Raw genomic sequence first — 26217 nt, 5'->3', positions numbered from 1 at the left:
GGCCGCACGCACGACGGGCGCGACGGGCACGGCGAGAGGAGCGGGCGTGGAGCCGGGAACACCACGGGCGACCGGGGACGGACTGCCCGACGGGCTCGGGCAGTCACTGCGCGGCACCGCCGGTGACATCGCGGCGGTGTTGCACGGGGTGTCGGACACGGCCGTGCCCGTGCCGGGCTCGGAGTGGACCCTGGGAGAGGCCGCGGCCCATCTGGCGCAGGCCAATGAGCTGATGGCGGACCTCGCGGCCGGCCGGGAGCGTCCCTACGGGGACGGCACACCGCAGAGCCTGGCCGCCGCCAATGCGCGGGCGCTCGCCTCGTTCGGGGAGCGCCGGGCGGAACCGCTGGCGGCGCTGATCGTGGAGCAGACGGAGCGGTTCCTGGAGGCGCAGGCCCGGGCCGTGGCGGACGGGGAGGCGGACCGGACGCTCTTCACGCCCCTCGGGCCGTTGGACCGGCCGCAGCTCGCCTCGTATCTGCTCACCCATATGCTGGGCCACGGCCATGACCTGGCCCGCGCGGTGGGCCGCCCTTCCATGATCGACCGTGGGCGGGTGGGCCTGTGCCTGCCGTTTCTGAGGGCGGCCATGCCGAGGGTCGCCGATGCCGGCGCCGCCGCCGGGCTGACGGCCCGCTACACCGTCCGTCTGCGCGGTGGTTCCGCGTTCGGTGTCGCCTTCACCGACGGCGCGGTCGAGGTGACACCGGAGCCGCCGGACCGCCCGGACTGCACCCTCCTCGTCGAACCGGTCACCTTTCTGCTGATGGCGCTGGGCCGGCGCGACCGGTGGGGGGCCGTCCTCCGCGGCGGGGTCGTCGCCTGGGGCCGCAGGCCCTGGCTCGGGCCCCGCTTCCCGACCCTGTTCACCGCGCCCTGACCGTTCACCGCGCCCTGACCCGGGACGGCGATCCCGGCCCGGGTCAGGGCATCGCGGAGGACCGTCAGCGAAGGTTGCCGAGGCGGGCGTCCTGCCACAGGTCGACGCCGCCCTCGGTGACGTGGCTGTCGATCTCGGCCAGTTCCTCGCTGCTGAACTCCAGGTTCTCCAGCGCGGCGACGTTCTGTTCCAGTTGCTCGGTGCGGGACGCGCCGATGACCAGCGAGGTGACCCGCTCGTCCCGCAGCGCCCAGGCCAGAGCCATCTGGGCGAGGGTCTGCCCGCGACGGGCCGCGATGTCGTCGAGGGCGCGCAGTCTGCGCAGCATGTCGTCCGAGAGCCATCCGGTGTCGAAGGTGGAGCCCTGGGCGGCGCGCGAGTCCTCGGGGACGCCGTGGAGATAGCGGCCGGTCAGCAGCCCCTGGGCGAGCGCCGTGAAGCCGATGACCCCGAAGCCCTCCTCCTCGGCGGTGTCGAGCAGCCCGTCCGCCTCGATCCAGCGGTTGAGCATGTTGTACGACGGCTGATGGATGAGCAGCGGGGTACCCAGCTCCCGCAGGACGGCCGCCGCCTGACGGGTCCGTTCGGCGTCGTAGGAGGAGATGCCCACATAGAGGGCCTTGCCCTGGCGGACGGCGGTGTCGAGCGCCCCCATGGTCTCCTCGAGCGGGGTGGTGGCGTCGAGGCGATGGGAGTAGAAGATGTCCACATAGTCAAGGCCCATACGCTTCAGCGACTGGTCCAGCGAGGCGAGCAGGTACTTGCGGGAGCCGCCGCCCTGACCGTAGGGGCCGGGCCACATGTCCCAGCCGGCCTTGGTGGAGATCACCATCTCGTCCCGGTACGGCGCCAGGTCCTGCTTCATCAGACGCCCGAAGTTGATCTCCGCGGAGCCGTAGGGCGGGCCGTAGTTGTTCGCCAGGTCGTGGTGGGTGATCCCGAGGTCGAAGGCGCGCAGGGCGATCTCCCGCTGCCTCTCGAACGGCTGGACGTCCCCGAAGTTGTGCCAGTAGCCCAGGGACAGAAGGGGGAGGTCGAGCCCTGAGCGACCGGTGCGCCGGTAGCGCATGGTGCCGTTGTAGCGTTCGGGGTCCGCGACGTGGTTCATCGGATGGTCTCCGGTGGTGCAGTGAACAGGGGGCGCCCTTCGGGATCGAGGGCACCCGCCCACCCTGCTCCGAAGTGATCCTGAAGTCCAACAGTTCCTTTTCATCGCATTCAGTGGTGTCGCTTCTGAATCGGGTTCCGCTGCCCGCCGGCCGGCCCCGCGTACCACCGTCGCGACCACGACCCGCCAAGCCCCCGGAGGCGCCCCGATGCGACAGTTCACCGCCAGCGTCAACCCCACCGCCGGAGGGTCCACGGGGGTGGCGGCGCTGAGCGGAGTGGCCCCTCTGCTGCGGGAGGCCGGGGCGGAACTGGAGACCGAGTACAGCGACAGCCTGGCCCATGCCCGGGAACTCGCCCGGCGGGCCGGAGCGCGTGGGCGGGTCGTCCTCGCCGTCGGTGGCGACGGCATCGTCGGCGGCATCGGCGGGGCGCTCAGCGGCACCGGTGCGCTCCTCGGCATCGTCCCGGCCGGCCGCGGCAACGACTTCGCCCGGGCACTGGAGCTGCCCACCGAACCGGCCGCGCTGGCCGGGACCCTGCTCCGAGGCGGCCCGCGCCAGGTCGACACCATCGAGGTGGCCTCGGCCCACGGCCGCACCGTGGTGCTCGGCAGTGTGTACGCGGGGGTCGACGCGCTCGCCAACCGCCACGCCAACCGGGCCAGGTTCCTCACCGGCGCCGCCTCCTACTACGCGGGCGGACTGCGCGCCGTGGCCGGCTGGCGACCGGCCACCTACCGGGTCACCGTCGACGGCGAGGAACTCACCCATCGCGGCTACACCGTGGTCGCCGCCAACTCCGCCTATTACGGCTCCGGGCGCGTCATCGCCCCCGCCGCCCGCGTCGACGACGGCCTGCTCGAGGTGGTGATGATCCGTGATGTGCCGCGCCTGCTCTTCTTCACCCTGATGAACGAGCTGAAGTCGGGTGCGCACATCCACCGGCCCGAGGTGTGCGTCCTGCGCGGCAGGGAGATCCGCATCGAGGCCGACCGGGAGGTCTTCTACGGCGCCGACGGCGAGGTCGAGGCCGTTCTCCCGGTCACCGCCAGGGTCCTGCCCGGAGCACTCGCCGTCGTGTGCTGAGGCCGTCGCCCGGCCTGTTACTCACTTTCGGGTGAGGGTCGCGGGCGCGCCGGGACGGGGCCGCACCACGGCCGGGCGCCGTGACCAGGCATCCATCGGGGCTTTTCACCCGGACCGGCGTCAACTCGACGCATATGCAGACTGAATGAACAATCCACATGACAGTCACGGAAATATGCGTAAACGGTAACAGCGCTCCTTTCATCGTCATAACTGCCGTTTCAGGGTGCCAGGGTGTGGGTGGCGGCCAGCCGGCCGTCACCAGCACCCGCACAACGCCGGTCACGGCCTCTGGCCGTGAGCCGCATGTGCCCGCACTACGCAGGGAGACCCTGTGACCGTTTCCACGACTGCCGGCCGTCTGGCCGCTGTTGCCCTCGCCGCCACCGCGCTGACCGGGGCCGTGATGCCCTCGGCGTCCGCCGCCCCTCAGCACCCGCGGTCCTCTTCCGAGGTGCGCATCAGCGATGTGCGGTCCGACGTCCGCGCCCATGGTGTCCGCTCCAACCACGCGCTGAACAAGGAGTGGGTGGAACTCACCAACTCCGGCCGCCGTGAGGTGAATCTGCGCGGGTGGACGCTGTCGGACGCGCACGGCCACACCTACACGTTCCACCACTACCACCTGAGGGGCCGCGCCAGCGTGCGGGTCCACACCGGGTTCGGCCGCGACACCGCCACCGACGTCTACCAGGACCGCCGCAGCGGAGTGTGGGACAGCCGCTTCGACTCCGCGACCCTGCGCAACGACCGCGGCCGTCTCGTCGACAGCATCTCCTGGGGCAGCCGGGGCTACCGCGGCCACCGCTGACGACCGGACGGCGGGCCGGTGGCCGGACCCGGTGCGGTGGTCCGGCCACCGGGCCGGCGGGGCGTCCCTCCTCCACGACGGACGCGCCGCCACCCGTCCGAGGCCCTGCGGAGGGTTCAGCGCCCTCCGCAGGGCCTTTCCGCTCGCGCCCGAACCTCACCGCGTCACCGGACCGGCCGCCGAGGAGCCCGTGCGACAGGTCCTATCGGTGCGGGAGTGCGCGGGCGAGGTAGGGGGCCGTCGCGCTGTCGGTCGCTCGGGACACCTCGGCGGGGGTTCCCGTCGCCACGATGCGGCCGCCGGCTTCCCCGCCGCCCGGGCCCAGGTCGATCACCCAGTCCGCGTGCGCGACGACGGACATGTCGTGCTCGACCACCACCACGCTGTGGCCGCCGTCCACCAGCTCCTGCAACTGGCGCATCAGCACCTCCACATCGGCCGGATGGAGCCCGGTCGTGGGCTCGTCGAGGACATAGAGGGTGTGGCCGCGCCGGCCACGCTGGAGTTCGCCGGCCAGCTTGATCCGCTGGGCCTCCCCGCCGGAGAGCTCTGTGGCGGGCCGGCCGAGCCGCAGATAGCCGAGACCCACGTCGAGCAGTGCGCGGAGGCTGCGCACGGCCGCCGGGACGTCCGAGAAGAAGTCCGCCGCCGCCTCCACCGTGAGGTCCAGCACCTGGGCGATGTTCCGCCCCCGGTAGGCCACTTCGAGGGTCTCGGGGTTGTAGCGCGCCCCGCCGCAGTCCGGGCACGGGGCGTAGGCGCTGGGCAGGAACAGCAGCTCCACGCTGACGAACCCCTCGCCCTGGCAGGTCTCACAGCGTCCGCCCGGCACATTGAAGGAGAACCGGCCGACACCGTAGCCGCGCTCCCGGGCCTGATCGCCGGCCGCGAACACCTTCCGGACGACGTCGAACAGGCCCGTGTAGGTGGCCAGATTGGAGCGAGGTGTACGGCCGATCGGCTTCTGGTCGACGGTGACCAGCCGGCCGACACCGGGCAGTTCCTCCGTGATCGCGCCGATCAGCGTCGACTTCCCGGAGCCCGAGACCCCGGTGACCGCCGTCAGCACGCCCAGCGGGATCTCGGCCGTCACTCCGCACAGGTTGTGCCGGGTGACCGGGCCGACCTTCAACCGGGCGCGCGGGGTGCGGACATCGCGCACCGGGGCGGGGGAGCGGCCGAAGAGGAAACGGGCCGTCTCCGACTCCTCGACACCCGCCAGCTCCGCCGGCGGCCCGCTGTGCAGCACCCGGCCGCCGTGCTCGCCCGCCCGGGGCCCGATGTCCACCAGCCAGTCGGCGGCGCGCATCACATCCAGCTGGTGTTCCACCACGAACACCGAGTTCCCGGTGGCCTTCAGCCGCTCCAGCACCGTGAGCAGCGCCTCCGTGTCCGCCGGGTGCAGTCCCGCGGACGGCTCGTCGAGGACGTACACCACCCCGAACAGCCCGGAACGCAACTGCGTGGCGAGACGCAGCCGCTGCAACTCGCCCGCCGACAGCGTCGGGGCGGCGCGGTCCAGGCTCAGATAGCCGAGTCCGAGCTCGACCACCGGGGCGATACGGGAGGTGAGGTCGTCGGTGAGCACCCGCGCGGTCTCCGTGGTGCCGACGAGCAGTCCGGCCAGCTCCGCCAGCGGCAGCTTCACCAGCTCGGCGACGGTGCGTCCCGCGAACGTCACCGCCAGGGCCTCCGGCCGCAGCCGGCTGCCGCCGCACGCCGGGCAGGGCGCACTGCTCAGAAAGGACTCGGCCTTCGCCCGCAGCGCGGGGCTCCTGCTGTCCGAGAACGTCTTCAGCACATAGCGCCGCGCGCTCATATACGTTCCCTGGTACGGCCGTTGGATCCGGTCGGCGTCCCGCACCGGGTGCACCGTCACCACCGGCTGCTCGTCCGTGAACAGGATCCATTCCCGTTGCTCTGCGGGCAGTTCGCGCCACGGCAGATCGATGTCGTGTCCGAGCGCGTCGAGGATGTCACGCAGGTTCTTCCCCTGCCAGGCGCCCGGCCACGCGGTGATCGCGCCCTCCCGGACCGACAGCGAGGGGTCCGGCACCAGCAGCTCCTCGGAGGTGCGGTGCACCCGGCCCAGCCCATGGCACTCGGGACACGCGCCGGCCACGGTGTTCGGGGAGAAGGCGTCCGAGTCCAGGCGCTCCGCGCCCGGCGGGTAGTCGCCCGCGCGGGAGAACAGCAGCCGCAGCGAGTTGGACAGCTGGGTGACCGTGCCGACGGAGGAGCGGGACGTCGGGGCGGAGCGGCGCTGCTGGAGCGAGACGGCGGGCGGCAGCCCGGTGATCTCGCCCACCTTCGGCGCGCCCACCTGATGGATCAGCCTGCGCGCATAGGGCGCGACCGACTCGAAGTAGCGCCGCTGGGCCTCTGCGTAGATGGTGCCGAACGCCAGGGACGACTTTCCCGACCCTGACACCCCGGTGAACACCGCCACGACATCCCGTGGGACATCGACGTCCACATCTCTGAGATTGTGCTCACGGGCTCCGCGCACACGGACGTACGGATCGTGGGGGCTGTGCATGCGCGGATCTCCGTACGTGCTTCGAACGAGGGCGCGGCCGGGGCCTGACATCGGGGCCGTCACCGGGGCGGGACAAACCACGCCATTCTATGCGGGGGGACCGGACGGCGCCCGGCCGGGCGACGGCGGGGGACCGGGCCGGGCGACCCGGGTGCGTCCGGCCCGTCCCGCCGCGGACACGGCCGCGCTGGAGGGCGTCCCCGTCCTGCACGACAATGGGGACATGGCACAGGAGGCCGGTTCCCGGCTCCATGGGGGATCCGACGGTCCCGGGCGCTACGGGGAGCGGATGTTCCGCCCGGGGGACGAGGGAGAGTCGGCCCGTATCGACCTCGGGGCGCTCACCTACGACCCCCTGACCCTCGCGCGGCTGCGGCAGCTGGGCGCCGGACCGGGGTGGCGGTGCCTGGACGTGGGTGCCGGAACCGGGACCGTGGCCCGTGCGCTGCTGCGAGAGGCGGGCGTCGCCGAGGTGGTGGCGGCGGACCGGGACATCCGGTTCCTCAGGGACCGCCCGCTGCCCGGGCTGACCCCCGTCGAGGCCGATGTGACCTCCGACCGTTTCGGGCCGGCTCTCTTCGGGCCCGCTCGCTTCGACCTGGTGCACGCCCGGTTCGTGCTGATGCATCTGCCGTCCCCCGCCCGCATGATCGAGCGGCTCGCCGGGCTGCTGGCGCCGGGAGGCGTACTGGTGGTGAGCGACGCGGTCGACCTGACGACCGGCACCGCTCCGGACACGCCCTACACGATCGCCCTGCGCGCCATGTGGCAGGGGCTGCGCCGGACGATCGGCACCGATGTCTCCTGGGTGCCCCACTGCCCGCAGCTGATGGTGGCCGCCGGCCTCGAGTCCGTGGCCGCCGAGATCCATGTGCCGCCCCTGATCCCGGGCAGCCCCAACAACCGTTTCTGGGCCCGTACCTGGGACCGTGCGCGGCCCGTGATGGTGGCGACGGGGCTGGTGGACGACGCCGGGATCGACGAGGCCGAGCGCTGGCTGGACGATCCCACCGGCGCCGCGCTGTCCCCCGGGATGCTGACCGCCTGGGGACGGCGGCCGGGTCCGTAGGGCCGAACCGCCGCACCCGGCCCGCGCCCGACGAGGAACGCGGCCCGGGTGGGCGTACTCCGGTGCCCGGCCGGGGGCGGGGTCACTGTTCGCGGATGCCCCACGGGGAGCCGTACTCCCTGAGCAGATCCAGGAACGGCCGGGCGGGGAAGGCCTCGGGGCCGAGGACACCGGACCCGCTCCAGGTGCCGGAGGCGACGAGTTCGAGGGCGACCACCGGATTGAGGGCCGTCTGCCACACCACGGCCTGACAGCCGTACTCCGCCATGGACCACTGGTTGTCGACGACGTGGTACAGATACACCTCGCGCTCCGCCCCGTCCTTGCGGCCGCGCACCCAGGTGCCCGCACAGGTCTTGCCGTGCATGCGGTCGCCCAGCGTCGCCGGGTCCGGCAGACAGGCCGCGACGACGTCCCGGGGCGAGACGGCGACCGGACCGGCCGCGCTCGGCACCGTCACCGGGTCCGTGCGGTCCAGGCCCAGCAGGTGGAGGGTCTTCAGCGTCTCGATGAACTCCGTGCCCAGCCCGTACTTGAAGGTGACACGGCGGGCGTCCACCCAGCGCGGGACCAGCAGCACCTCCTCGTGCTCCACATTCACGCATTCCACCTCGCCGATGCCCTCGGGGAAGTCGAACACCTCGGGCTCGCTGAACGGCTCCGTGGTGAACCAGCCGCGCCCGGACTCGTAGACGACCGGCGGGTTGAGGCATTCCTCGATGGTGGTCCAGATGTTGAAGGACGGCGCGAAGTCATGGCCGTCCACCGTGAGGTTCGCGCCGTCGCGGACACCGATCTCCTCGATCTCGTCGAAGAGTTCATCGGCCGCGTACCGGGCGAACACATCCGACAGCCCCGGCTCCACACCCATCCCGACGAGCGCCAGCGCGCCCTGCTCCTCCCACTCGGCGGCCCGCGCGAACTGTGCGTCACCGAGCTTGACCCCGCACTCCTGGTACGGGCGCTCCGGGTGCGGCCGGGACAGGGACATCGCCATGTCGAGATAGCCGGCGCCGGCCGTTTGCGCCGCCCCGAACAGCGGCATCACGAACCGCGGGTCGGTGGCGTTGAGCAGTATGTCGCAGCGGTGCCGCGTCAGCAGGGCGGCCACCGCCGCCTCGTCGCCGGCGTCCACGGTCTCGGCGAGGAACCGGCCGTCGCCGTCCAGGGCCGCCACCGCGGCCTCGGCGCGGGCCGGGTCGTGGTCGGCGACCACCATCGCCTCGAAGAACTCACGCCGGGCGGCGATCCGGGTGATCGCGGTGCCCACACCGCCGGCTCCCACGAGCAGTACACGCATGGCAAGAACTCCCTGTCGGTCTCTGGGGATGAGGAGGGGCGCCCTTCGCCGCAGATACAACGCCCGGCGGTGTCGTAAGGTCAATGGTGTTGGCATAAGGCGTGGCGGATGTGCGCACCGGGCATGCGCGCGGGTGAGGAGGCCGAGGTGCCGAAGCAGGTGGTGCCGGAGGAGGGGCGACGGAGGCGCCGTCCCACCAGGAGCGGCACGGTGCTGTCCGAGAGCCTGATCGTCGAGACCGCGCTGCGGATGCTGCGGGAGCACGGCAGCGCGGGACTCAGCGCACGACGCCTGGGCGTGGCGCTGGACTGCGACCCGAGCACCCTCTACCGCTACTTCCGCGGCATGGACGACCTCACCCTCGCCATCGGCGACGCCCTCATCGGCCAGGCCCTGCGCGGCTGGGAGCCCACGGGGCGGTGGCGGGAGGATCTGCGGTCCGTGGGAGTGCGCATCCACGCCGCCTATGTCGCCCATCCGCAGGCGGCCCAGCTGACCGCCAGCCGGGTCACCGGCCGGGCGAACGAACTGGCGGCCGACGAGGCGGTCCTCGAGGTGCTGCGCACGGCCGGGTTCCCGCTGCCCGACACGGTGCGGATCTACCACGCCTTCATCGATCAGACGCTCGCCTTCGCCGCGCTGGACGCCGCCTCCCTGGCGCTGCCCCGTGCCGCACTCCGCGCCGACGAGGACATCTGGCGCTCGACCTACGCCCGGCTGCCCGCCGCGACCCATCCGCGGATCGCGGAGGCCGCGCCCCTCCTCGCGACCCGCATGGTCACCAGCGCCTATCCGACGGCGCTGGACATGCTGCTGGAGAGCGCGGCCGCACGGCTGGAGGTGCTGGGCCGAAAGGGTCCGGACGCGGACCCGGACGCGGGCTGACGGATTCCGGCCGGCTCACCGGCCGTCAGGCGGGGGAGACTCACCGGCCGACGGGCAGGAGGGGGCTCACCGGCTCTGGCGGGAAGGGTTCACCTGCCCTGGCGGGAAGGGCTCACCGGCATCCGGACAGGGCGGGGACGGGATCGACCAGCCATGTGCCGTCCTGGTGCAGGAGGCCGAAGGCCATGCATCCCGCCGTGTCCGCGGAGATCCGCAGCTGATCACCGTGCAGGGCGACGGAGACCGGCGCGGACCGATCCTCGAGTTGACTCAGAAGCGATTCCGCGTAACCGTCGCCCGCCGCATCGGAGAAATACTGCTCGATTTTCTTCGGGTCCCGCTCCTTGACGGCCGATTGCAGGGACGCTGCCAAATTCTCCTTCGACGGAGCACCGGAATGGGGGTCGGGTTCCCTGGCGATTCCCACGACTATGGCCGCGATCCATGCGACGAGAAGCGCGCCGGCCAGCGTCGGGAGCAGCTTCTTCTTGAAACGCCGTGGGGGCGCGCCGTCCATTGCCATGGCCCGAGTGTATCGGCTTCAACTCCGGTGAAGGATTGCCCTCCACGGGGTGGCCGCAGCGGAAAGGGAGGGGGAAATCCGTCGCTTTTGTGTCGATTCCCCGTCCCGGATTTCCGGGGGCGTCACCGAGGGCGGGGCGGGCGGATTCCGGACGGAGGCACAGCCTCGCCGGAGGCCGGTCGCGGCGTGAGGATGGTGCTGTGAAGGGAGGCACCGATGTGGGCTCTCCAACTCCTCCACGGCTGGTACGTGCTCCACGGCCGGTACGCGGTGGCTCTCGGCATACCGCCGGTCTGGATCAGGGGTCCCGCCACCGCACACCCGGGTCCGGCCCTGCTGGTGCTCGTGGTCGCCGTCGTCGCCCTGATCGTGGGCACCCGGATGCGGCAGGGCCGTGCCCGGCGGCTCCGTCACGCACCGGGCCGGGCCCCCGCCGAGTCCGTCGACACCTCGTGGTTCGCCGCCCACACGCTGGACGGCTTCCCCGAGGACGCCGTCCGCGCCCGGCTGAGGACACCGGGCGCACCGCCCGTCGACCGTGCCTACGCGGCATGGATCCTGGCCACTCACGGTGCGGACGCCGTATGGCTGGAGCGGAATCTGGCCCTCCCCGCGGATGTGGCGCGGTTGATCGCCGAGGCCGCCGAGACGAGACGCCGGACGCAGGACACCCCCGACGGCCACGACCGCTGAACGGCGCGGGCACCGGCCGGCCGGACAGCGCGGCCGAACACCGCTGAACACCGCCCGACCTGCGAAGCCCGGATGAGTACCGGCGGGTTCCGTTCTCTCTCAGCGCTCTCTCAGCGGGCCTTGCACAGGCTGGAGTAGGTATCGGGGACAGACCGGTTCCCCGGTGAACGGGAGAGAGGGAGCCCATGGCCTCCCACACCGAGGCCCCGCTCGTCGTCCCGCCCGGCGGTCACACCGGCCCGGGCACGGCGGACGTGGACGGCCGTATGCACCGCTTCTTCGAATCCACCTGTGACCGCGCACCGTCGGCCGTGGCGCTGGAGTGCGAACAGGAGCGACTGACCTACGCCGCACTGGACGCCCGCGCCAACCAGGTCGCCCACCAGCTGCGCGCTCTCGGCGTCGCGAGAGGATCACGCGTCGCGGTCATGCTGCCGCGCTGTGTCGACCTGTATGCGTGCCTGCTGGGCATCGGCAAGGCGGGGGCGGTCTTCGTACCGATCGACCCGGCGTCACCGCCGGACCGGATCGCGTTCATCCTGGGCGACGCGGAGGTCGCCGTACTGCTGACCACATCCGCCCTCGGGGACGCCGCGGCGGGGGCCGAGAAGGCCGGGGGATGCCGGGTGATACGGGTCGACACCTGGGCGCAGGCTCTCGCGGCCCGGCCGACGGCCCGCCCGCCCTCCGTGATCCCGGCCGCGGGCCGGGCCGAGAGCGACCCGCTCGCCTACATCACCTACACCTCGGGATCCAGCGGCAGGCCCAAAGGGGTGGAGATCGCCCAGTCGAGCATCTGCAACTTCCTCCGGGTGGTGACACCCGTCTACGACGTACGGGCCCACGACCGGGTCTACCAGGGCATGACCATCTCGTTCGACTTCTCCGTCGAGGAGATCTGGCCGACCTGGATGGCCGGAGCCACGCTGGTCGCCGGACCGACCGGCCCCGGGCGGCTCGGCGACGAACTCGCCGACTTCCTGGAGGAGCACGAGATCACGGTCCTGTACTGCGTGCCCACGCTGCTGGCCACCATCCCCCGGGACCTGCCGCGGATCCGCAGCATCGTGGTGGGGGGCGAGGCATGTCCGGGGCGGCTGGTCGAGCGGTGGAGCGGGCCCGGACGCCGCATCCTCAACACCTACGGACCGACCGAGACCACCGTCACGGCGACCTGGACGGAGCTGCTTCCGGGCCGGCCCGTGACCATCGGGCGGCCCCTGCCGACCTACTCGGCGGTGCTGCTCGACGAGCGGTGCCGGCCCGTCCCCCGCGGCGCCGTCGGGGAGATCTGCCTGGGCGGTCCCGGGCTGGCCCGCGGCTATGTGGGCAGACCGGATCTGACCGCCGACCGCTTCATCGAGCACCGTCTCGCACCCCGCGGCGGACGGCTCTACCGCACCGGTGACCTGGGCCGGATCACCGACGACGGGGAGATCGAGTATCTGGGGCGGGCCGACGCCGAGGTGAAGATCCGCGGATACCGGGTGGCGCTCGGCGAGATCGACGATGTGCTGCTGGAGGACCCCGGGGTCGCCGAGGCGGTCACCGCGCTGGTGGCGGCACCGACCCCGGAACACCGGGACACGGCCGGCCGGGGCGACGGTGATGGCGAGGGCGACACGGTTCTCGCCGCCTATGTCGTGCCCGCCACGAACGGCCGGACCGCACACCGTCCGGACAAGGACGGCCGGGGCGCGGGCACCGCCCCGGACGACACCCTGGCCGTCCGCCTGAACCAGCGTCTGCGCCGCACCCTGCCCGCCTATATGGTGCCGTCCTTCCTCGACGTCCTCGACCGGCTGCCCGCCATGCCGAGCGGCAAGGTCGACCGCCGGCGGCTGCCCGCCCCCAGCGGCCGCAGGCTCGGGGACACCGGCCGGGTGGTGCCCGCCCGCGGCGCGTGGGAGACCCGGGTGCGGGACGTCTGGGCCCAGGTCCTCGGCATCGCCCCGGAGTCGCTTTCGGCGGAGGCGGACTTCTTCACCGACCTCGGCGGCCACTCCCTGCTGGCGGCGCGCGCCGTGTCGCTGCTGCGCGGCCAGGACGACGGCACCGGCCTCACCCTGCGCGACCTCTACGGACATCCGACCGTGCGGACGCTGGCGGCACGGCTGAGCGCCTCGGAAACCACCGCCGGCACCACGACCGCATCGCCGCCCCGCGCGGAGGCGCTCCGCCACGGCCGCGGCCGGATCGCGCTCGCCGGACTGGCCCAGGCCGGCACGTTCTACCTGCTGCTGGTCCTGCTCACCCTGCCGGTGGCCGTCAGCTACGCCACCCGCCACGGCGCTGTCTCCGGCTGGCGGCTGGCGGAGCCGGCGTTCGCCCTGATCGCCGGATATCTGCTGCTGCGCTGGATCGTCCCGGTCGTCCTCGCACGTCCGCTGGCGGCCGGCATCGGCCCGGGCCGTTATCCCCTGTGGGGGGCGACCTATCTGCGGCTGTGGGCGCTGAACCTGCTGTTGGCCGCCTTCAGCCCGCTACGGGTGCTGAGCGGCTCCCCCCTGATGGCCCCCTATCTGCGCCTGCTCGGGGCACGTGTCGGAGCCCGCACCACCATCGCCACCGGCATGATCGCCCTGCCGGCCCTGCTGCGCATCGGCGACGACGCCGCGATCGGCTACGGGGCCTCGCTGCGCCCCTGGGAGGTGGTGGACGGCTGGGTCACGGTCGCCCCCATCACGATCGGCGAGCGGTCGTACGTCGGCGCCAACGCGGTGCTCGAACCCGGTGCGTCCCTGGGCCGCCGGGCAGGGCTCGGTGAGCAGTCCCTGATCGGCCAGGGCGAGGCGGTCCCCGAGGGAGCGCGCCGGGCGGGATCGCCGGGCCGCCCCGTCGAGGCCCTGACACCCGCCGTCGAGACCATGCTGGAACGGGACGGCGACTTGGACCCCTGGCGGCCACGGCACTGGGCCGCGGCGCTGCTCGGACTGCTGTTCCTCGAAGTGGCCGTGCTGGTGATGGCCGGGCCGAGCATCGCGCTGTTCTGGTTCGCCTGGCTGCGCTGGGGCACCCTGGCCGGACTGGCCGCCACCCTGGTGTCCGGCCCCGTATGGGTGGTCACGGTGTGCTGCGTCGTGGCCCTCGGCAAGCGCCTGGTGCTGCCCCGGATACCGCTCGGCATCCAGCCGGCGCGTTCCTCGCTCGGCGTACGCAAGTGGGTCGCGGACAAGCTCCTCGAGGACAGCCTCACCTTCACCAACTCGCTCTACGCCACCCTGTACACGGTGCCGTGGCTACGGCTGCTGGGGGCGCGCGTGGGCCGGGGCGCCGAGGTGTCCACCACCGCGTACATCGACCCGGATCTGCTCACCCTGGGGGAGGCCAGTTTCGTCGCCGACATGGCGAGCGTGGGCTCCGCCGCGTTCGCGGCCGACCGGGTGGCGTTCGGGCCCACCGAGGTGGGCAGCCGCGCCTTCGTCGGCAATGCGGCGCTGGTACCGGCCGGAACGGAGCTGGGGACGGGCTCACTGGTCGGGGTGGGCACCGTGCCGCCCCCGGACCGGGTGCCCGAGGGCACCACCTGGCTCGGCTCGCCCGCACTGCGGCTGCCGGTGCGTCAGAGCAGCGGCCCCTACCCCGAGGAACTGACCTACCGGCCGCCCCGCAAGGCGGTGCTGGGCCGCCTGGCCATCGAGTTCTTCCGGATCGTCGTGCCCCCGACGGTGCTGGAGATCAGCGCCTATCTCTATCTGCGGGTGCTGTCCGGACTGGCCCCCCGGGCGGGGGTGACGGCGGCGGTGGCCGTGGTGTCGCCCGGCCTCGTGGTGGGCGCCGTGCTCACCGCCCTCGTCTGCTGTGTGACCGTCAAGCACCTCGTGGTCGGACGGTACCGGCCGCGGGTCGAGCCCCTGTGGAACCTCTTCGTCCGGCGTACGGAGTTCGTCACCGGTCTCTTCGAGGGCGCCGCGGTCCCGGCCGGGGTGGGGGCCCTGGCGGGAACCCCGTTCCTGCCCCGGGTGCTCCGGCTGTTCGGCGCCAGGATCGGTCGGCGCACCTGGATCGGCACCACCTTCCTCACCGAGTTCGATCTGGTGGAGGTCGGCGACGACGCGGCGGTCGGCGTGAATGTCTCGTTGCAGACACACCTGTTCGAAGACCGGGTCATGAAGATGTCGACGGTGACCGTCCGGTCCGGTACGAGCATCGGCACCCGCGCCATCGTGCTGTACGACGCGGTGGTGGGCGAGGGCGTCAGACTCGGACCGCTGTCCCTGGTCATGAAGGGCGAACAGCTGGCCCCGGGCACGATGTGGCAGGGGCTGCCCACCGAGGGGATGCAAGAGCGGTCCATCGCCGACCCGGGCGAACCGCCGCCGTCGGAGCGAGGACGCAGCACGGGAGCGCGGCGATGAGCAGGCCGGCGGACGGGGCGAACGTTGCCTGTCGGGGCACCAGGTCCGGGGGCGGAGAGCGGCCACGGGCTGCCGAACCGTCGTCCGCCCCGTCCGGACGGCGCCCGCTCGCCCTCGTCTACCGGGGGCGGGCCTCGCTGCCCGGCTGCCCGGAGGCGGTCGCGGAACTGCTCGCCTCGGGCCCCTGGGACCTGGACGTCCGCTTCACCGGCCCCGACGAGGAGCTGCCGCTGTCGGCCGAGTCGCTCTCCCGGGCCCGGGTGTACGCCCAGCCGGGCGGCGGCACGCTCTCCCCCGCCTATCGCCGACTGCGCCGCCGGCGGTCGGCGATCCGTGACTTCGTTCGGGAGGGCGGCTGCTATCTGGGCTTCTGCCTGGGCGGATATCTGGCCGGGGCGACCCCGGGGTTCGATCTGCTGCCCGGCGACTGCGACCAGTACATCTCCTCACCGGGGTGCACGGTCCACGACGAGAGCAACACCCTGGTGGACGTGGAGTGGCGCGGCAGGCCCCGTACGGTCTTCTTCCAGGACGGCCCGTACTTCGTCCTGGACGAGGGCGCCGAGGACGCGGACACCACGGTCCTGGCCACCTATCCGAACGGCACGCCCGCCGCGCTGGTGACCGGGTTCGGCGCCGGGCGGGTGGCGGTGACGGGACCCCACCCGGAGGCCACGGACATCTGGTTCGCCGACTACTCCCTTCCGGTCCAGCACACCCATGACCTGGCCCTGGACCTCGTTCAGACGGCACTGAACGCTCCCGGGCGGTAGCTCTTCCCGCGTGTCTGCGGCGCGCGCCCGCACAGCTCCGTTTGACACCGGGCGGACCACTTCCTATCTTCCACTAATGTGTTAGTTAAAGGGTGGTGGTGATGATCGAGTACCGCATCGAGCGGCGCAGTGGGGTTCCCACCTATCAGCAGATCGTCCGGCAGACCGAACAGGCGCTGCGGCTGGGGTTGTTGCGGCCGGGGGACAAGCTCCCGACCGCGCGCGAGGTGGTGGAGGCCACCGCCGTGAACCCGAACACCGTGCTCAAGGCCTATCGGGAACTGGAACGTTCGGGTCTGGTCGAACCACGTCCGGGGCTCGGCACCTTTGTGCTGCGCACGCTCGGCATGGGAGAGACGGACAGCGAACTGCGGGCGGAGCTGGTGCGGTGGACGGCCCGGGCGCGTCAGGCCGGTCTTGAGCAGGAGGACGTCATCGCACTGGTGACGTCCGTGGTGGAACGGGAGTTCGCCGACGGTGCCGCAGAGAGCGGAGCCGATGCGCGGGCACAGAAGGCGAGGACGACATGACCGACCGGACGGAGGGCGCGGCGGCCGTACGGGCCGACGGTCTGAGCGTGCGGCGGGGCGCAAAGGCCGTACTGCAAGGGGTCCGTGTGGAGGTGCCCGCAGGCCGGGTCTGCGCGCTGATCGGCCCCAACGGCGCGGGCAAGAGCACCTTCCTGGAGGCGGCCGCGGGACTGCTGCGCCCGCATCGGGGGACGATACGGCTGCTGGGCGAGGACCCGGGCAGCCACGCGGGACGGGCCCGGATGGCGTTCGTCGCGCAGGACAAGCCGCTGTACGGACGGCTCACCGTCGCCGAGACCCTGGCGATGGGCCGCGATCTCAACCCCGGCTGGCGGCCGGAACTCGCCGAGCGGATGCTCGACGAACGGATCCCCCGGAACGTGCGGGTCGGATCCCTGTCCGGAGGGCAGCGCACCCGCGTCGCCCTCGCCCTGGCGCTCGGCAAGGCGGCGGACGTACTGCTGCTGGACGAACCCCTGGCCGATCTGGACCCCCTGTCCCGCCACCATGTCACCGCCGTGCTGATGGCCGACGCCGCCGAGCGCGGCACCAGCATCCTGATGTCCTCACACGTCCTGGCCGAACTGGAGGGCGTGGCCGACGAGGTACTGGTGCTGGACGGCGGCCTCGTACGGATGTCGGGACCGGTCGACGATGTGCTCGCCGACCACCGGCTGCTCACCGGGCCGGCCCCCGAGCCCGCCCCCGGGAAGCGGGGCGTCGCCGACGTACCCGGCCTGGTGGAGGCCCGCACCCGCGGGCGGCAGGCGACGCTGCTGGTACGCGGCGACGGCACCGCGCCGGGCGGCCCCTGGCAGAGCGAAGAACCCTCCCTGGAGAACGTGTTGATGTCCTACCTGCGCTCCCCCCAGGCCCCGCCCTGGAGCTCCCGCCCCGCGGACGGCACCGCGTCGACGGCGGGCACGGCCGGCCGGACGGGGGCGGCGGCATGAGCGCACAGACCCTGTCCGCCGGCACCCGGACGTCGCCGGTCGCGTCCCCCTCGGGGCTGCTGCGCACGATGACCCGCAGGCACCGGCCCCTGTTCCTGGCCGCGGGCCTCGTCCTGCTCGCCGTCCTTGGCTGGGCCGCCGCCGACCGTGCGGCCCTGTTCCGGGCCTCCGGGGAGGCCCACGCGTGCATCCGGGCGGGCGGGAACTGCGATGCGGCGTTCGCCCAGCTGGCGAACGCCGAAACGGCCCTGCAGTACTTCCAGTTCGCCCTGATGGCCCTGCCGCTGCTGATGGGCGCGTTCATCGGCGCGCCGCTGATCGCGCAGGAACTGGAGCGGGGCACCCACCGGTTGATGCTGACCCAGTCGCTCTCCCGCGCCCGCTGGCTCACCGCCCAACTGGCCGTCCCCGCCGCCGTCGTGCTGGTCACCGCGGTGGGCTGCTCGCTGGCCGCGGCCTGGGTGCGCTCGGCCGCCCGCGGGGCCACCGCGCAGAACTACTGGGGCCGTTGGGAGACCCCGGTCTACTCCACCTTCGGCATCGTGCCCGTGGCCTTCGCCCTGCTGGCTCTCGCCGTCGGGATCCTCATGGGCCTCCTGGTGCGGCGCACCCTGCCCGCGATGGGCCTGACACTGCTCCTCTGCGCGGGTCTCGACGCCCTGTTCCTGTGGGTGCGGCCCCATCTGCTCCCGGTGCGCACCTGGGTCGGGCACGGTGGCTACCAGCTGAAGGGGGAGGTGTGGATGCTGAGCGACGGCGTGGTCCGCGCGGACGGCTCCTGGCTGCCCTACCACCGGTGCCCCACCCCGTCCGGCTGTCGCACGGGCACCGTCTTCGAGCAGTACCACTCGCAGGATCAGTTCTGGCCGATGCAGGGCGTCGAGTCGGCCCTCCTGCTGATCTGCGCCGTCGCGGCCGTCGCCGTCACCTGTGCGGTGGTGCGGCGCAGGGCCTTCTGACGGGCTTCGACGGGGGCGCCGTCACGACGGCGCCCCCGCCTCCTCTCTCCTCTTGTCTCCTCTTGGGACGGCGGGTCCTGTGCCCCGGCCACCACCCCTGCCCGATGGATCCCGTCCCCTGCTCCTGACGCCGTTTGCCTAAAAGTATTAGGAAGCTGCATAATGGTTGTCGTCAGCAGGGAGGAAGGTCATGGTTCGAGCAGGGTTGAATGCGGAACGTCTGGCCCGGGCGGGGGCGGAGATGGCCGATGAGGTCGGCTTCGACCAGGTGACCGTCTCGGCGCTCGCCCGGCGCTTCGACGTCAAGGTGGCGAGCCTGTACTCCCATGTGAAGAACTCCCGGGATCTGAAGACCAGGATCGCCCTGTTCGCCCTGGAGGAACTCTCCGACCGGGTCGCCGTCGCCCTCGCCGGGCGGGCCGGCCGGGACGCCCTGGCCGCCTTCGCGGACGCCTATCGCGTCTATGCCAGGGAGCACCCCGGCCGTTACGCCGCCGCCCAGCTCAGGCTCGACCCCGAGACCGCGGCCGCCAGCGCCGGTGTCAAGCACGCGCAGATGACGCGGGCGCTCCTGCGCGGCTACGACCTGGCGGAACCGGACCAGACGCATGCCGTCCGGATGCTGGGCGGCATCGTCCACGGCTATATCGGCCTGGAGCTGGGCGGAGGCTTCAGCCACACTCCCGTCGACCCGCAGGAGTCCTGGTCCTGGATCGTGGACTCCCTGGACGCCCTGCTGCGGAACCGCGCCACATCCTGACCCCCAGGCACCAGGAGGCGCACCGCCGGAGGCGGCCGGTCGCGCCCGCGCCCCGGCGCATCCGAACCACTCCGGACATCTCGATCAAGAGGTTGGGCCATGAGCACCGAGCACGACTGGATCATCACACCCGTCACTGCGGACCTCCTGCGTGGCGCCCTCGACGTGGAGCACACGGCCCACGGTCTGCTGCCGCACCGGCTGCCCGCCGGGGCCCGCCGACAGATTCCCGACGAGCAACTGGCCATGGCCGAGTCCCAGCCGTCCGGCGTGCGGGTGGCCGTGCGCACCAGGGCCACCACCGTCGAACTGGACGCGCTCCCCACCAAGCGGGCCTACCGGGGGTTCCCGGCTCCGGCGGACGGCGTGTACGACCTGCTGGTCGACGGGCATCTCACGGCCCAGGCCACGGTCGCCGGCGGCAATGTCCGCATGATCGACATGGCCACCCAGTCCGTGGAACTGCGTCCGGGGTCTCCCGGCACCGCCCGGTTCACCGGTCTGCCCGCCCAGGACAAGAACATCGAGATCTGGCTCCCCCACACGGAGACCACCGAGCTGATCGCCCTGCGCACGGACGCGCCGGTCGAGCCGGCCCCGGACCACGGGCGCCGGGTGTGGCTGCACCACGGCAGCTCCATCAGCCATGGCTCGAACGCCGCGCACCCGACGGCCGTCTGGCCCGCCCTGGCCGCGGCCCGAGGCGGAGTGGAACTGGTCAATCTGGGGTTCGGCGGCGGCGCCATGCTCGACCCCTTCACCGCCCGTGCGATGCGGGACACGCCCGCGGATCTGATCAGCGTCAAGATCGGCATCAATGTCGTCAACGCCGATGCGATGCGGCTGCGCGCCTTCGGCCCCGCGGTCCACGGCTTCCTCGACACCCTCCGCGAGGGGCATCCGACCGCACCGCTGCTGGTCGTGTCCGCCGTTCTGTGCCCGGTCCAGGAGGACACCCCGGGCCCCCTGGCGCCCGATTTCGACGGCGGGACCGCGCGGTTCAAGGCCACGGGAGACCCCGCCGAGCGCGCCGCCGGGCGTCTGACGCTCCGGGTCATCCGCGAGGAACTCGCCCGGATCGTCGCCCAGCGGGCGGCGGACGACCCGCATCTGCACCATCTCGACGGCCGCGAGCTGTACGGCGAGGCGGACTACGCCGAACTGCCGCTGCCGGACGAGGTCCACCCCGACCCCGCGGGACACCGTCGCATCGCCGAGAACTTCGTACGGCTCGCGTTCGGCGCCGACGGCCCCTTCGCCGCGCAGACCGGCTGACCCCGGCCTTGTCGCCCCGACGAGGCCGCGGCGGCGGCGCGTTCGGGCGCGCCGCCCGCCCTGCCGTTGCCGGGGACGGGCCCCGGAGCACCGGGGGACACTGCCCGCGGCCCCGGCGCCCACTGCCTCCGCCTCACCGGGCTCGACCGGTCGGCGGAGCATGACGCCCGACGGCCGGGAGGCCCTTGCACCCCCCGGCCGTCGACGGCGCCGCGGTCGGCTGCGGTCACGCGCCCTTCGGCGCGGCCTGCTGGACGACGTCGAAGGACCACAGCGTGGATCCGCTCGCCGCCGGCTTGGGGCGCTCGCCGCTCTCCGCGCCGCCGCCCTGGTGGGCCGCCTTCATCGGACCCTCCAACCAGGCCTGGAAGGACTCCTCGTCACGCCAGCGGGTGTAGACGAGGTAGTCGTCGGTTCCCTCCACGGGCCGGAGAAGCTCGAACCACTCGAACCCGTCGGAGCTCTCCACGGCATGGGCGCGGGAGGCGAAGCGCTTCTCCAGCGTCTCCCGCTGCTCGGCGGGGACCGTGAGTACGTTGATCTTGACTACGCTCATGCCCCCATCCTGCCGCAAGACGACCGGGAGACGGCGAGCGGCTCGTCCCCGACGGGGCTTCACGGTGGGCGCTCAGCAGTTGATGTACCTCATCTGGAGCTCGGAGAAGGATTTACCGCGGGGCGCGTTGAGCCGGACCGCCGTCGAGTGCCCCTTCGGGCCCGCCCAGTTGCTGTCGACATGGCCTCCGCCGCGCAGCAGACCGCGCACGAACGGGCATCGGCCGTCGGCCTTGGTGTCATGGACCGTTCCGATGACCTTGGTGTTGTAGTTGCACCACTTGCCGTTGGCGTAGCCCTCGTGGCTGGAGACGGACCAGTTGGTGGTACAGGAATCGGCCCTCGGCGTCCCAGGGGCGGCGGCCGCCCCCGGCGCCAGGGCGAGGCCGCCGCCCAGCAGCGCCGTCACGGCCAGGCCGACTGCGATGCGCCTGCGTGTGTTCATGGGTTCGCTTCCCCTCTTCGGATGCGGGGTCGGTGGTCGGCCGACTCCGGCATGTTCCGGCATGTTCCTCGAACATGCGGTTCGCCCGTTATGTCGGGCATCCGCGGTGAGGTGAACTCTAGGTCCGCCGTATCGACGGGCCGCGCCGTTCCCCCATGACTCCCCCGAAAGGCTGACCCGCGGTGTGCGGCACGGCCCGAACCCCATCTGCTGACCGGCGACCTGCGGGTCCTCCTGGCTCTGGTCGACCTTGGTGCCGCGTGGAGCGCCGGGCCGCCCGGAATGCGGACGTGCCTACCTCTGGCTGGACACCCCTGGCCGGCCGGTGGAGCTCACACCGGGAACCGTTGCGCTGGTGCGCGGCGGGCCGAACCACTACATCGGGCACGAGCCGGGGGCCGACTGCCTGGAAACGGTCCCCGAACTCGCCGCGACCAGCGGACTGTCCCGCGCCGCATTCGCACGGCTGTTCAGGGAGGCACTCGGCCAAGCCCCCATGCAGTACCTGACCGAGTGGCGCATGACGCTCGCCCGCGACCACCTGCGAACCGACGATCGCACCCTCGCCCAGATCGCCGACGCCGTCGGCTACGGCTCACCCTTCAACACCACCGCTCACCACCACACACTCCGGCTCGTGAGGCACTTCATTCGCGGCACCGACAGAGTGGCTATGTCGGTGATAGTCGGGTTGTCATACCGCCCGTCGGTACGGAGGCCGCTGTGTGTGGGGGCGGGCGCCTGGTTGCGGTCCTCTGCCAGTCACGAGCAGTCGAACCAGTGCCCGATGGGGCGGTCCAGGCAGGTTCGGCACTCGAAGATGTACACGCCTCCGACGTCGCCGAGGCACAAGCCTGCGGGATTGTCCGCGGCTTCTGTCCAACCGCTGTCGGTTCTGTCCTCCACCGGCAGCCACGTACGCCAGGACTCTCCGTCGAATTCCTCGCTCGCGACGGTCAGCAAGTGCTCCATGCGGTCACCGCAGGCTTCGCAGTCGGGCCAGCAGGGTTCCTGTGTCCAGCCGGGGTATCCGCCCAGCTTGATCCCGGGCGCCTCAGCCAAGTGATACGAGTAGTACAGGCCGGTCGTTGCCTTCAGCTCTTCGAAACGGGCATGCAACGCGTCATGCGTGTCCCGGGAAAGGTCCCGGCTGGGGTACTCGGTCACCTGCTCCGGGTGGACCACACACGGGTCCGGATACCAGTCCTTCGGGAGGGCTTCCACCGGCTCCGGAGTCGGCAGTATGTCTTTGATGGCACCAGAGTCCCTCCAGTGCACCTGCGGCAGGGGGTAGCAGTACTCGCCGTGCGCATAAGGGCACCACAGCACCTGCAGCAGGTCGGTTCCCTCCGGGAAGGGGACTCCGGGTGCGTCCGCCTGGTGGACCTGGACGATGGGAACCATGGGCACGGCAGCCTGGAGCTCGCTCACGGTGTCGGGGTCGAAGTGCTCCTCCACGCAGACCGGCCATGGCTCTGCCACAGGCCACAGCAGTGGCCCTCCAACGGAACTGTCGTAGCAGGAAGGAGAGCCGGCGCGCGGGTGAAGGCGGACGGACTCACGGCGGAAGGGGACCAGCTCAGGGAAGAGCTTTTCCACGTCCACGGGGCGGGTGGGGGTGCGACGGACCATGCATCGGACTCTAGGACCGGGGACTGACAGTCAACCCACCCGTCCCCGCGATCCCCCATTTCAGGCTCCCCCGTCGCCGCGAGCTGGTGTTCAGGGCGACGCGACGCACGGGCGCTCTCAAAACGCGGCAACATTTTGGCACTTCGGGCTCAGCAGCCGCTCTCCACATCTGTCGACGAACGCTCTCCGTTGTCGCCTACGCAGCCAGACAGCGCGGACGGGGCCTCGGGTCCCGTCGCATCGCGGACCTCACCGCTCCCGCGTCGAGCGGGCGAAGGAACTCACCCGTCTCCTAGGGACCCCGCCAGTGCACAAGCGGTCCCGTAGGGGGCCTATGTGATGTCTTCGGCGTCCGTCGGCTTCGGCAGCAGATTTTGCATCATTGCGCACTCGTGTGGGCCCTCCAGCCCCTTGACGGCTCGGGCGACGGCTTCGGCCAGGGCGGGGGAGGCTTCCCTCAGGAGCTGCCGTGCCTTGTCGGTGAGCGTCACCTGGATGCCGCGCCGGTCGCCGCAGGTGGTGCTGCGGGTGATGAGTCCGGCGCGCTGGAGGCAGGCGACCTGGTAGGTGAGCCGGGTCTTGGGGCGGCCGAGGTGTTCGGCGATCTGCGTCATGCGCAGGCCGGTGGCGGGCCCGTCGGCCAGGAGGCACAGCACGAGGAATTCGTCGTGGGAGACGCCGAGTGTCTTCTTCACGCGGGCGCGCAGTTGCTGTTCGATCGCGCCAGCCGCGGCCAGCAGCCCCATCCAGGCCCGTAGTTCGGGTGGCAGGAGGGCTGACTCGCCTGTCGCGTCGTGTCCGGGCGGGTCGGCGGGGATGGGTGAGTCGGCCATGGTGCCCCAGTGTATCTGTTGTTCAAATTTGCAGTATCGGCTAGCCTGCAGTCGTTCAAATTTGGATGACTAGTGTCACCGTGTCCCCGCCTTCACCCCACGCATTCCTCCAGGAGGACTTCATGACTGTGGCAGTCGAAACTGGCACCTGGCAGCTCGATCCCGCCCGCTCCACCGTCGGTGTCCAGCACAAGACGATGTGGGGCATGGTCACCGTGAAGGGCATCTTCACCGGCCTCAAGGGTGAGGGTGAGGTCAGCCCCGACGGGTCCGCCAGCGGTTCGATCACCCTGGCCGCCGCCTCCCTCGACACCGAGAACGCCAAGCGCGACACACACCTGCGGTCCCCCCACTTCTTCGACACAGACCGGCACCCCGAGATCACCTTTGCCGTGCGCAGCGCGACTCCCGGGGACGACAAGGCGATCCAGGTCGCCGGTCAGCTGACCGTGCGGGGCATCAGCCGTCCGCAGTCGTTCACCGCGCACTTCACCGAGGCGAACGCCGACGCGGTCACGCTCGTGGCGGAGTTCACCGTGGACCGGGAACAGTTCGGCATGGGCTGGAACCAGCTGGGCATGATCCGCGGCCGCACCACCGTGACCGGATCCCTCCACTTCGTTCACGCGGCATCCTGAGACCGTCCCGCCGGGTCGGTGGGAAACCGCCCTGCTCGTATCCCACGCCGCCGACTGACACCGACGCGCGCCCGAACCTCCGGCCACACGCCGGGGGTTCGTCGTGCATCAACCCCTGAGCATGGCGCTGCGCCAGGCCCGGGCGGAACGCTCGGTCCGCTTCGGGCCGAGCACCTTGTCCACGACTGGTCATAGGGGGTGGACAACACGCTTAAGATCAATGAGTTGCGCAAGTGACAGATGGTAGCGTTCCGCACCGCCGGGTCCCGCGCAGTCGGCTGCCGAGGGGCCCGTACGGCCGTGAGCAGGGTGAACGGGAGGGTGGCGGTGAGAACGGGGAGCGTGTCCCCGGGGCGGCGGGGGCCCGGGGTGTCGGGGACACGGGCCCGGTCGGCCCTCGGCTCGATGCTGCGGCGGCTGGACTGGCCGCTGCTCGGCGCGGCGCTGACACTGTCTCTGCTCGGGGCGGTGCTGGTGTACTCCGCCACCCGCGGGCGCACCCAGCTGACGGACGGTGATCCGTACGCCTTCCTGGTGCGCCACCTCCTCAACACCGCCATCGGGATCGTCCTGGCCGCCCTCACGGTGTGGCTGGGCCCACGCCGACTGCGTGATCTGGTGCCCGTGCTGTACGGCGTCACCCTGCTGCTGGTGCTCCTTGTGCTGACCCCGGTCGGCGCCACCATCAACGGGTCGCGGCGCTGGATCGTCGTCGCCGGGGTCTCGATCCAGCCCGCGGAGTTCGTCAAGGTCACGATCGTGCTGGCGATGGCACTGCTGCTGGCCACCAAGGTGGACACGGGCGACCGCAGCCGCCCGGACCGCCGCAGTGTGCTCGAGTCCCTGGCGGTGGCGGGCGTTCCCGCCCTCCTCGTCCTGCTCACCCCGGACCTCGGGCAGTTCATGGGCATCGGGGTCATCGTCCTCGGGGTGCTGCTCGCCTCGGACGCGTCGGTGCGCTGGGTCGCCGCCCTGCTGGTGTCCGGCCTGGTGGGCGCCGTGCTGGTGTGGCAGTTGCATCTGCTGGACCAGTACCAGGTCAACCGGTTCGCCGCGTTCGCCGACCCCGCCCTGGACCCCTCCGGCGTGGGCTACAACACCAGCCAGGCGCGCATCGCCATCGGGGCCGGAGGGCTGCTCGGGCAGGGACTCTTCCACGGTGCGCAGACCACCGGGCAGTTCGTGCCCGAACAGCAGACCGACTTCGTCTTCAGTGTGGCCGGGGAGGAGTTGGGGTTCGTGGGCGCCGGGGCGCTGATCGCCCTGCTCGGCGTCGTGCTGTGGCGGGCGCTGCGCACCGCCCGTGCCTGCCCCGATCTGTACGGGACGGTGGTCGCGGCGGGCGTCGTCGCCTGGCTGGCCTTCCAGGCGTTCGAGAACATCGGCATGAATCTGGGCATCATGCCGGTCACCGGCCTGCCGCTGCCCTTTGTGAGCTACGGCGGCTCGTCGATGTTCGCCGGCTGGATCGCCGTCGGCATCCTCCAGGGGATCCGCCTGCAACGCCCCTTGTCCGCCTGAGGGTTCGCCTCGCTCCTCCCCGTCGGGTCAGTGGGTGGGGTGAGATACAGTTGCGTCATTGCGCAATCGTGCATCTTATTGGTTCCCGCG

Annotated in this window: 23 protein-coding genes and 1 pseudogene; 16 read left to right on the top strand and 8 right to left on the bottom strand. The window is 71.8% G+C overall.

Annotation, left to right across the window (positions count from 1 at the left end):
* The first annotated feature begins 46 nt into the window (after positions 1–46).
* Complete coding sequence (locus tag CP978_RS03925) at positions 47–880, top strand: maleylpyruvate isomerase family mycothiol-dependent enzyme (protein WP_150478140.1); 834 nt, start codon at positions 47–49, stop codon at positions 878–880.
* Positions 881–944: 64 nt separating this feature from the next.
* Here the strand turns inward: CP978_RS03925 and mgrA are convergent, their stop codons facing one another.
* Positions 945–1988: an L-glyceraldehyde 3-phosphate reductase gene (mgrA, locus tag CP978_RS03920; RefSeq protein WP_150478139.1), complete on the bottom strand. Its 1044-nt coding sequence runs from the start codon at positions 1986–1988 to the stop codon at positions 945–947.
* A gap of 208 nt (positions 1989–2196) precedes the next feature.
* Between mgrA and CP978_RS03915 the strand changes: the two genes are divergently transcribed.
* Together CP978_RS03915 and CP978_RS03910 are read left to right on the top strand one after the other, a co-directional pair.
* Positions 2197–3075, top strand: a complete 879-nt coding sequence (locus tag CP978_RS03915; protein WP_043437536.1) for a YegS/Rv2252/BmrU family lipid kinase — start codon at positions 2197–2199, stop codon at positions 3073–3075.
* A 334-nt stretch (positions 3076–3409) separates the two neighbouring features.
* Complete coding sequence (locus CP978_RS03910; protein WP_043437534.1) at positions 3410–3886, top strand: lamin tail domain-containing protein; 477 nt, start codon at positions 3410–3412, stop codon at positions 3884–3886.
* Positions 3887–4088: 202 nt separating this feature from the next.
* On the opposite strand, the gene CP978_RS03905 is transcribed toward CP978_RS03910, so the two are convergent.
* Entirely contained in the window at positions 4089–6425 is a 2337-nt protein-coding gene (locus CP978_RS03905) for an ATP-binding cassette domain-containing protein (protein ID WP_043437533.1), read from the bottom strand.
* A gap of 223 nt (positions 6426–6648) precedes the next feature.
* Here CP978_RS03905 and CP978_RS03900 point away from each other — a divergent pair, with 223 nt between their 5' ends.
* Positions 6649–7494 (top strand): class I SAM-dependent methyltransferase, encoded by an 846-nt coding sequence (locus CP978_RS03900; RefSeq protein ID WP_043448095.1) that lies wholly within the window; start codon positions 6649–6651, stop codon positions 7492–7494.
* Between the two features lie 82 nt (positions 7495–7576).
* Here the strand turns inward: CP978_RS03900 and CP978_RS03895 are convergent, their stop codons facing one another.
* Entirely contained in the window at positions 7577–8794 is a 1218-nt protein-coding gene (locus CP978_RS03895) for a saccharopine dehydrogenase family protein (RefSeq protein WP_043437532.1), read from the bottom strand.
* A gap of 147 nt (positions 8795–8941) precedes the next feature.
* Between CP978_RS03895 and CP978_RS03890 the strand changes: the two genes are divergently transcribed.
* Positions 8942–9679 carry a TetR/AcrR family transcriptional regulator gene (locus CP978_RS03890; protein WP_043448094.1) on the top strand — a complete coding sequence of 246 codons (738 nt, stop codon included), beginning with the start codon at positions 8942–8944 and terminating at the stop codon, positions 9677–9679.
* Between the two features lie 112 nt (positions 9680–9791).
* Here the strand turns inward: CP978_RS03890 and CP978_RS03885 are convergent, their stop codons facing one another.
* Entirely contained in the window at positions 9792–10202 is a 411-nt protein-coding gene (locus CP978_RS03885) for a hypothetical protein (RefSeq protein WP_144401430.1), read from the bottom strand.
* 216 nt (positions 10203–10418) lie between these two features.
* Here CP978_RS03885 and CP978_RS03880 point away from each other — a divergent pair, with 216 nt between their 5' ends.
* From CP978_RS03880 to CP978_RS03845, 8 genes are all read left to right on the top strand, one after another.
* Positions 10419–10895, top strand: a complete 477-nt coding sequence (locus CP978_RS03880) for a hypothetical protein (protein WP_052454003.1) — start codon at positions 10419–10421, stop codon at positions 10893–10895.
* A gap of 185 nt (positions 10896–11080) precedes the next feature.
* A complete protein-coding gene (locus CP978_RS03875) occupies positions 11081–15253 on the top strand; it encodes a Pls/PosA family non-ribosomal peptide synthetase (protein ID WP_063839038.1) in 4173 nt (1390 codons plus the stop codon).
* Entirely contained in the window at positions 15250–16026 is a 777-nt protein-coding gene (locus tag CP978_RS03870) for a BPL-N domain-containing protein (RefSeq protein WP_227745310.1), read from the top strand. The genes CP978_RS03875 and CP978_RS03870 overlap by 4 nt, the downstream gene beginning before the upstream one ends.
* Positions 16027–16127: 101 nt before the next feature.
* Positions 16128–16556 carry a GntR family transcriptional regulator gene (locus tag CP978_RS03865; RefSeq protein ID WP_043448088.1) on the top strand — a complete coding sequence of 143 codons (429 nt, stop codon included), beginning with the start codon at positions 16128–16130 and terminating at the stop codon, positions 16554–16556.
* On the top strand, positions 16553–17509 hold the full coding sequence (locus tag CP978_RS03860; protein ID WP_043437530.1) for an ABC transporter ATP-binding protein: 957 nt from the start codon (positions 16553–16555) through the stop codon (positions 17507–17509). Before CP978_RS03865 ends, CP978_RS03860 begins: the two co-directional genes overlap by 4 nt.
* Positions 17506–18468, top strand: a complete 963-nt coding sequence (locus tag CP978_RS03855) for an ABC transporter permease (RefSeq protein ID WP_052454002.1) — start codon at positions 17506–17508, stop codon at positions 18466–18468. Before CP978_RS03860 ends, CP978_RS03855 begins: the two co-directional genes overlap by 4 nt.
* 190 nt (positions 18469–18658) lie before the next feature.
* Entirely contained in the window at positions 18659–19228 is a 570-nt protein-coding gene (locus CP978_RS03850) for a TetR/AcrR family transcriptional regulator (RefSeq protein WP_043437529.1), read from the top strand.
* A 99-nt stretch (positions 19229–19327) separates the two neighbouring features.
* The gene (locus CP978_RS03845) at positions 19328–20503 is read left to right on the top strand and encodes a GDSL-type esterase/lipase family protein (RefSeq protein ID WP_043437528.1); all 1176 of its coding nucleotides are present in this window, start codon (positions 19328–19330) and stop codon (positions 20501–20503) included.
* Between the two features lie 226 nt (positions 20504–20729).
* On the opposite strand, the gene CP978_RS03840 is transcribed toward CP978_RS03845, so the two are convergent.
* Positions 20730–21059: an antibiotic biosynthesis monooxygenase family protein gene (locus tag CP978_RS03840; RefSeq protein ID WP_043437527.1), complete on the bottom strand. Its 330-nt coding sequence runs from the start codon at positions 21057–21059 to the stop codon at positions 20730–20732.
* Between the two features lie 72 nt (positions 21060–21131).
* A complete protein-coding gene (locus CP978_RS03835; RefSeq protein WP_043437526.1) occupies positions 21132–21503 on the bottom strand; it encodes a hypothetical protein in 372 nt (123 codons plus the stop codon).
* A gap of 253 nt (positions 21504–21756) precedes the next feature.
* Between CP978_RS03835 and CP978_RS35495 the strand changes: the two are divergent.
* Positions 21757–22092, top strand: a pseudogene (locus CP978_RS35495) (helix-turn-helix transcriptional regulator); the annotation flags it as partial.
* A gap of 173 nt (positions 22093–22265) precedes the next feature.
* Here the strand turns inward: CP978_RS35495 and CP978_RS03825 are convergent.
* Both CP978_RS03825 and CP978_RS03820 read right to left on the bottom strand, forming a co-directional pair.
* A complete protein-coding gene (locus CP978_RS03825) occupies positions 22266–22961 on the bottom strand; it encodes a DUF1963 domain-containing protein (RefSeq protein ID WP_227745309.1) in 696 nt (231 codons plus the stop codon).
* A gap of 506 nt (positions 22962–23467) precedes the next feature.
* Positions 23468–23968, bottom strand: coding sequence for a MarR family winged helix-turn-helix transcriptional regulator (locus CP978_RS03820; protein WP_043437524.1), 501 nt, complete (start codon positions 23966–23968; stop codon positions 23468–23470).
* Between the two features lie 122 nt (positions 23969–24090).
* On the opposite strand from CP978_RS03820, the gene CP978_RS03815 reads away from it, so the two are divergent.
* Both CP978_RS03815 and rodA read left to right on the top strand, forming a co-directional pair.
* Entirely contained in the window at positions 24091–24606 is a 516-nt protein-coding gene (locus CP978_RS03815; protein ID WP_043437522.1) for a YceI family protein, read from the top strand.
* Between the two features lie 342 nt (positions 24607–24948).
* The gene (gene rodA / locus CP978_RS03810) at positions 24949–26127 is read left to right on the top strand and encodes a rod shape-determining protein RodA (RefSeq protein ID WP_376697988.1); all 1179 of its coding nucleotides are present in this window, start codon (positions 24949–24951) and stop codon (positions 26125–26127) included.
* Positions 26128–26217: the final 90 nt, after the last annotated feature.

Origin of the sequence: Streptomyces nodosus, from assembly GCF_008704995.1 — a bacterium.
Classification (GTDB): Bacteria; Actinomycetota; Actinomycetes; order Streptomycetales; family Streptomycetaceae; genus Streptomyces; species Streptomyces nodosus.
This window is presented reverse-complemented; position numbering and strand designations above follow the sequence as displayed.